Genomic DNA, 6,677 nt, shown 5'->3' on the forward strand with positions numbered 1-6,677 from the left:
CTGTGGGACCCTGTCCTGGCCGCTCACGTGCTCTTGACGGTGTCCTTGGCGTCTACAGCGCGGTCTTTGACGTCCGTAACAGCGTCCTGGCCTTCGGCCTTGACGTTCTGGACGGCGTCAGCGGCGGTGGCCTTAACGCTGTCCATGGCTTCCTGGGCTGGTTCCTTCAGATCCTGGACCATGTCCTTGGCCGCGCCGGTGACGTGGGTGGCCAGGGGCTCGGCCGCGGCTTTGAGCTGCTGCGCTGCCTGGCGTTCCTTGGTGCTGGCCGGGATCAGGGAGGAGAGCAGCATGCCGGCGCCGAAGGCGATGAGGCCCGCGGCCATCGGGTTTCCCTGGGCTTTGGCTTTTACCTGACCGGGGGCGGCCGAGATCGCGTCGCCGGCGTCGGAGAGTTTGGCTGTGACGCTTTGCCCGGCACCATGGAGGGAATTGCCGGTGCTGTGCAGGGCGCCACCGGCATGGCCGGTGCCCGAGGAGACCTTGTCCTGGACAGTGGACACTGTGTCTCCGACAGCGGACGTGGCGGAATCCGCTACTCCCATGACTTTGTCCTTGACTCCGGCGACGGCGTCCTTGACGCTGCCCTTGACCTTGTCGGTCTGGCGCTGGACGACGTTGGCCGGGGTGACCTTGTCGGCGAGGGCATCCACGTTGGTGCCCAGGCGTTCGCGGGTTTCTTCTATTTCTGCACGGATTGCATCCGGGTTTTCGCTCATGGGTTTACCTCACCTGGTTTTAGGGTTTCGGGAATTTCGGAAAGTGTTTCGCCGGTTTGGGGCATGCCCTTGATTTGCTGGAGTTCCTTGCGCCCCTTCGAGGCCAGGATTGCGGCGATGATGCCCCAGATCACGGCGACGATCACGGCGGCCCAGCCCAGCGGCATTAGGGCGCCGAGGGCGAACATGAGTGCCAGGGACAAGAACAACAGAACGAAGTGTCCTGCCACGCCGGCTCCGGCGAGCATGCCGCCGCCCTTGCCTGCCTTCGTGGCGGACTGCTTGGCCTCTGCCTTCGCGAGCTCCACTTCCTGGCGCATCAGCGTGGACAGGTCACGGGTCACATCCCCCAGCAGGTCACCCAAGGAGGTGTTGTCCGCCTTTATATGCGCTTCGCTCGGCGGCGGCTCCGGAATCTGGCTGCTCACAGGTGGCGTCCTTCCTTCGACTGGTAAAGGTCATCCTCCAGCCGCAGGGGCGTGTCCTCGGCCGTGCCCGAGGGCAGTGTTGAAGTGGAAACGGGAGCGCCGCCGCCTATGACGGGCTCATCATAAAAACCGGCAGGGCTGCCGGCGGCGAACACAGTATCCTGCCGCTGCGCAGGCTGGCCCGCGCCCTGAGTTCCGGGGATGCCTGCGGTGAGGCCGCGGGTGAGGCGGCCGGCAAGCATGCCCGCCCCTGCTGCCAGCAACAGGAATGTGCCCGGCTTGCGACGGGCAAAGGCCTGCACGTCACCCAGAAGTGCTGCCGGGTCCTTGCCCTCAACCCAGGAAGCTACCGAGGAGGTCCGGTCAGCGGCCTGCCGGATCAAGTCACTGGCGATACCCTTCTGCTCCGGGGCATCAGCCATGGTCTGCAGCTGACTGGAGATGGTCCGGATACCCTCAGCAGCTTTCTGCTGCTGCGTGCCCGCCTGGCTGGAAAACCCTGACTTGGCCTGGGACAGCAAATCCTTGGCGCTCGACTTGGCCTCGGAGGCGACGTTGGCGACTTCTTTCTTCGCGGTCTGGGCCACACCCTGCGCTGCAGAGGCTGCATGTCCTGCCACGTTTGAAGCTTCTTCCTTCACCGCGCCCTTCTTCGAGACGGACCCGCCGCCGGAAGCTGGCGTCGAGGACGGAGTTGTCCCGACGGTGGTGATGTCCGGGTCCTGTGAGGAGGATCCGGAAACGTTGGTCCACTGATTTTCCGTCATCATGCTCTCTTTCCTTCATGGTCAGCTGCTGTAGACGAACCAGCACTCCCCGCAATAGTAAGCATGTTTACTAATAAATAGTAAGTACACTTCCTAATTGATTGAAGTGATGGCTTTTTGCAAGATGGCTGCCTCGATCCCACCTCCCCCCGAAGGCGCACCAGCGCCTCGCACAGGGGGTGGATGAAAAAAGCGCCTCAGGCGCGAACCGAAAGGAACGCCGGTGCGGGCTAAACCGATCGGCCGCACGCAGCAGGAACAGCGCCAGGCACAAGAGATTCAAAGGAATGTGCTGGCGTTGGAGCTAAATCCTCACCACAAGATCGCGCACCACAGCGGCAACTTACCTTCAGGGGAAGCCATGAAGGATGTCCGTCCCGCTGGCTTGCGTAAGACCCACCCACAGGGGAGATACGTAAGCTTGCTTATTAAGCAGTCTACAGGTAAAGTCTACGGTGTAGATAAGTTGTTGACATGGTTTCAAGTAGAGGGATCAGCGTTGCATGGCCGCCATGGCCGCTCACACCCCTTACTGAGGAGAACCACATGACTACCCACACCCAAAACGAGCACTCCAGCACTGTCCGCAACGCCAACGACATCAAGATCTCCACCCGGACCCTTGAGTTCGCCGTCTACGTTGCCGCTGTTCTGGCCACGATCATTACCGCTGCTGTTGTCGGGGACGACGCCAACGAAAATGGTGTTGACGTGTTCAACGCCAACGATGCGATGCAGTACATCACCTTCCTCACGGTCGGCTTGATGGTTGCCCGCGAACTGGCGAAGGCCGGCAACCGCACCCACAACAACCACGCCTAACACGCGCTTCTCCGGCTCTGGCGCCGGTAACTGAGTCTGGCGCGGCACCCTTGACGGGTGCCGCGCCAGAGTCGCCCCGCTTCACCTTTGTTTGACCCTGCCGAGGCACCTTGAAGGTCCCGGCAGTTCCGCTCACTGCCCTGTGCACGGTAATGAGTTTGAGGCCGCTGTAGCCGAACGGCGGACAATCGCACCTTGTTGAAAAGAGCCATCGTGGCGCATTCACAGTTCGACCAGTTCCTCCAGGAAGCCACCTACCCGGACCCGGAGTCCGACCGGACCCTTGACGGGGACTCCTTTTACGGCCTCTATACCAGCTGGTGCTACGGGTCCCACAGAACGCCCCAAGCAGAGCACGTCTTCTGGACCGCCATGAACCGGCGCGGCATTCCCGGGCAGCGCCTGCGCATGAAGGGACCGGCGGCGGCGGACTACATCCTCTCCAGCTACCCGGCCATGGTCTGACCCCTCCATAACCTTGAACAGTTGCCTCCCCCGGGACGTGCACCAGTCACGCGGACCACGCCCCTGGTACGCACATTGCGACACCGACCTGCACCTAAAGGTTGAATCTCCGCCCGTCACGGGACGGCGGGCAGACAAGCATGCCTCTCCAATAGGGTCTTGCGCTGCCGCCACAGGTTTCAGACCGAACAGCGGCACCAACTTCACCACCAGCCCATGCCCATACGGCAGGACTATAAGGAATACCCGAACATGACGAACAACAGTCACGCCATCGCCCCCGAAGCCGCCGCTCCAGCGCACGGGTTAGAAACCCCCACGGCTCTCGGGGACTTCGACCTCACACCGGCCGGCCTCGCGGAGGCCCCGGCCCACCAGATGGACGCCGAAAGCTTCGTCAGGACAGGAAACAACGGCGATCCCGCCCTGAAAACTGCCCCTGCACGGACTTTCGAATCAATCGTTATTATCTTTAACCCCAACAGCACCGGGGACGCACCTAAACTCGCCGAGCAACTCCAATCCAGGCTCGCAGAACTCCTCCCCTACCCCGCGGACATCCGGCTCCAGCCCACAACTCACGCCGGCCACGCCGTAGAACTCGCCCGGGAAGCTGCCCGCAGCGCCCGGGATGTGCTGGTTGTCTCGGTCAGCGGGGACGGCGGCTACAACGAAGTCGTCAACGGTGTCATTCACAGCGGCAACCCGTACGCGGTATGCGCCGTCATGGCCGCCGGCAATGCCAACGACCACCGGCGCACCACCAGCACCGGGCCGCTCGAGCACGCCATCGCCGACGGCACCGTCCGGCACATCGACCTTCTGCGCATCACGAAAGGCCAAGGAGCTGATGCACCCGATGAGTACGCCCACTCCTACATCGGCTTCGGCCTGACCCCGGTCATGGCTATCGATCTGGAAAAGGGCAGCAAAGGCGCCTTAAAGGAGATGTTTTCGGTGATGCGGACCTTCTCGAAATTCAAGCCATTCGAAATCCGGTCCAACGAGGGCAAGCGCCGGAAGTTCGACAGTCTCGTCTTCGCCAACATCGCCCAGATGGCCAAATACGCCACCCTCAGCGAAGCCGACGACAAGCTATCGGACGGAAAGTTCGAAGTCGTGACATTCCCCCACAGGTCAAAGCTGCGTGTACTGCTCACGGCACTGCGGGCTGCCACCCAAGGGCTCGGAGACCAGCCCAGCGTCAGCAGCTACGCGTTCACCACCCTCAACCCCATCCCGTACCAAATCGACGGAGAAGTGAAATCCGTTGAGGCGCACACCAGGGTCACCATCGAATCCGCCCCGGCCGCCCTCGCCATATTAGGCTAAATAACCGCCCAAACCATCGCCAATAAAACGATCCACATTGAAAAGGAAACCCGGTGCACGCCGCGACCGACCAACTGCCCAACACTGAATTAACGCCCCGCAGGATCCTGCCCGGCAGAAGCCCGCGACCCACGCCCAGGATCGTCACCACCGCATCCCTGACCTCACACGTGCACACCCTGGCCGGCCCACCAGGCTCGTCGGGCCCAGTCTTTGTGCTGCTGCACGGCATCGGCATGTCCCACCGCTACTACCGGAGACTTCAAGCGCTCCTGGCCAGGCACGGGGACACCCACGCAATCGATCTTCCCGGTTTCGGAGGAACACCCACTCCGGACCGGCAGCTTTCCGTCGCCGACTACGCGCACCACACTGCCGCAACACTGGAAAAAATGGGCGCCTCCCGGGTCGTGCTGATCGGGCACTCGATGGGGACACAGTTCGCCACCGAACTCGCAGTCCAACGACCGGACCTGGTCTCCCACGTCGTGCTCCTTGGCCCGGTGGTGGACCCCGAACGCCGCACCGTGCGTCAGCAAACCCTGACATTGGGACTCGATGGGCTGAAGGAAAGCCCGATGGGAAATGCCATCATGTTTGCCGACTACGTCCGTTCCGGGCTGCGCTGGTACCTCACCGAACTCCCCGTCATGATGACCTACGCCCTCGAAACGCGCCTGGCACTGGTACACCAGCCCGTTCTGATCATCCGCGGTTCACGCGATCCTGTAGCGCCTCGGAACTGGTGCGAAAAACTGGCCGCAACCGCACCAAACGGGCGCTTCCTGGAGATACCAGGAAAACCTCACATCGTCCAACACGGCGGGGCAGCAGGCACCGCTGCCAGCATTCTTGGGCTCGCCAGCAACTAGCCGTTGCTCAGGGGCGGTTCGCTCGGCTGGCATCACGAAGGATCGGCGGTTACGTCGTGCTGTGCTGCGGGAACACCGGACACGCAGTGCGGGTCGTCGTTCGGGGTCGGTTGAACCTGAACAAAGCGGGTACAGGACCGAGAGTTCAAGCACCCCTACGTTGATGCCCCCCCTTTCCCTTCAAGTAGTCGCCCTGGCGGTGCTAGGCGGCAGCACAGCCGGCCAGTCCACATTAAGTCTCAAGTTCCTTGTGATGCATGAAGCTTGAGCCTGGATTCGGCTGGACAGTGGGACAGGTTATGCGTAGATTTCGTAGTGGCAAACGTCACATCCGCGTGATGCCCCCCCTTCTCGGCCGTGTGCAGGGCCGTCAGGAAACCCCGCTGTAGCAAGACGGCGGTTGGATGCACAACAGTGAAAGTGAGCCGTCATGGCTATCTCGCATTTCACACAGCTTGCTGAAGCCACGATCCAGGATTCTGACAGGGGCTGCCCCGCATCCTTGGGTTGTCTCTCCGGCGTGCACGTCGGCCCCTGCGTGTTGCACGGCATGGGGGCGGAACAGGGCGTCTGCTTCTGTGCAGCGATGGGCCGGGCCGGGCCGATGGTCCACGGCGGACGGTTCAGGGTGGCTAGCGTCTGGCCCGCTCGCTGCATCGCGTCCAGCTACCCGGCGGCCGGGTGACGATGTCGACTCATCCCCAGGGCCCAGGCAATCCTGCGTTCGGAGAGCCGGACGAAGATCTCCCGCTCTTGTGCGGCCAATGCGGCACCGACCGGAACTTGGCGCTGCACTCTATTGAGACCCTGAACCCGCCGTCAGAGGATCTGGTAAAGGTCGGCTATTCCTGTAGCGCGTGCGGCAGGCACTACCTTCACCGGGCGGACGTCGCAGCTGTTGCTTCCGTCCTGAACCGGGACGTAAGCCTTACCAACGTGCTCGCCTTCGGCGGCCACTATATCCACTGCGGCCAGCCCATGGAGAAGACAGGCTCTGAACTCCGGCGGCTGAGCGCCCCCGTATCCACCGACAAAGACCAAGAGGAAACCTTCGACGTATATATGACGACGCGGGTCTTGCATTGTCGGTGCGGCTTCCAGATGGAACTGCCCGAATAAATCACACGCCGCCATGCAAACATGCACGGCTCAGCGAACACTGGCACGGTTCGCTAACCCCGGCGCTTCATACATCTTTTTTGGAACGAGGAGTTGTCTTTCCCATGGCATTTGAGTCCCATGAACCTGCGTCAAAAGTCGATCTCCCGCAGT

General features: G+C 62.1%; 8 protein-coding genes. 5 read left to right on the forward strand and 3 right to left on the reverse strand.

The window, feature by feature from the left end:
- Window positions 1-23: 23 nt before the first annotated feature.
- Genes CXQ88_RS21085 through CXQ88_RS21095 form a run of 3 tightly spaced genes read right to left on the reverse strand, consistent with a single transcriptional unit; the run spans window position 24 to window position 1,917 of the window.
- Window positions 24-719: a DUF3618 domain-containing protein gene (locus tag CXQ88_RS21085; RefSeq protein ID WP_104046113.1), complete on the reverse strand. Its 696-nt coding sequence runs from the start codon at window positions 717-719 to the stop codon at window positions 24-26.
- Window positions 716-1,147, reverse strand: coding sequence for a phage holin family protein (locus CXQ88_RS21090; RefSeq protein WP_104046114.1), 432 nt, complete (start codon window positions 1,145-1,147; stop codon window positions 716-718). Before CXQ88_RS21090 ends, CXQ88_RS21085 begins: the two co-directional genes overlap by 4 nt.
- Window positions 1,144-1,917 carry a hypothetical protein gene (locus tag CXQ88_RS21095; protein WP_306737279.1) on the reverse strand — a complete coding sequence of 258 codons (774 nt, stop codon included), beginning with the start codon at window positions 1,915-1,917 and terminating at the stop codon, window positions 1,144-1,146. The genes CXQ88_RS21090 and CXQ88_RS21095 overlap by 4 nt, the downstream gene beginning before the upstream one ends.
- 543 nt (window positions 1,918-2,460) lie before the next feature.
- On the opposite strand from CXQ88_RS21095, the gene CXQ88_RS21100 reads away from it, so the two are divergent.
- The 5 genes from CXQ88_RS21100 to CXQ88_RS21125 all read left to right on the forward strand — a co-directional run bounded on the left by CXQ88_RS21100 (window position 2,461) and on the right by CXQ88_RS21125 (window position 6,524).
- Complete coding sequence (locus CXQ88_RS21100; RefSeq protein WP_104046115.1) at window positions 2,461-2,736, forward strand: hypothetical protein; 276 nt, start codon at window positions 2,461-2,463, stop codon at window positions 2,734-2,736.
- A 213-nt stretch (window positions 2,737-2,949) separates the two neighbouring features.
- Window positions 2,950-3,201, forward strand: coding sequence for a hypothetical protein (locus CXQ88_RS21105; RefSeq protein ID WP_104046116.1), 252 nt, complete (start codon window positions 2,950-2,952; stop codon window positions 3,199-3,201).
- 252 nt (window positions 3,202-3,453) lie between these two features.
- Entirely contained in the window at window positions 3,454-4,533 is a 1,080-nt protein-coding gene (locus tag CXQ88_RS21110; protein WP_306737281.1) for a diacylglycerol/lipid kinase family protein, read from the forward strand.
- A 53-nt stretch (window positions 4,534-4,586) separates the two neighbouring features.
- Window positions 4,587-5,405 carry an alpha/beta fold hydrolase gene (locus tag CXQ88_RS21115; protein WP_104046117.1) on the forward strand — a complete coding sequence of 273 codons (819 nt, stop codon included), beginning with the start codon at window positions 4,587-4,589 and terminating at the stop codon, window positions 5,403-5,405.
- Between the two features lie 783 nt (window positions 5,406-6,188).
- The gene (locus CXQ88_RS21125) at window positions 6,189-6,524 is read left to right on the forward strand and encodes a hypothetical protein (protein WP_146069264.1); all 336 of its coding nucleotides are present in this window, start codon (window positions 6,189-6,191) and stop codon (window positions 6,522-6,524) included.
- Window positions 6,525-6,677: the final 153 nt, after the last annotated feature.

The organism is Arthrobacter sp. ZGTC412, from assembly GCF_002929215.1.
In the GTDB taxonomy this organism is placed as follows: domain Bacteria; phylum Actinomycetota; class Actinomycetes; order Actinomycetales; family Micrococcaceae; genus Arthrobacter.

Excerpts from the sequence above, each read along its gene's own strand:
- CXQ88_RS21085 (WP_104046113.1), bottom strand. The coding sequence starts at position 719 with ATGAGCGAAAACCCGGATGCAATCCGTGCAGAAATAGAAGAAACCCGC.
- CXQ88_RS21095 (WP_306737279.1), bottom strand. The coding sequence starts at position 1,917 with ATGATGACGGAAAATCAGTGGACCAACGTTTCCGGATCCTCCTCACAG.
- CXQ88_RS21100 (WP_104046115.1), top strand. The coding sequence starts at position 2,461 with ATGACTACCCACACCCAAAACGAGCACTCCAGCACTGTCCGCAACGCC.
- CXQ88_RS21110 (WP_306737281.1), top strand. The coding sequence starts at position 3,454 with ATGACGAACAACAGTCACGCCATCGCCCCCGAAGCCGCCGCTCCAGCG.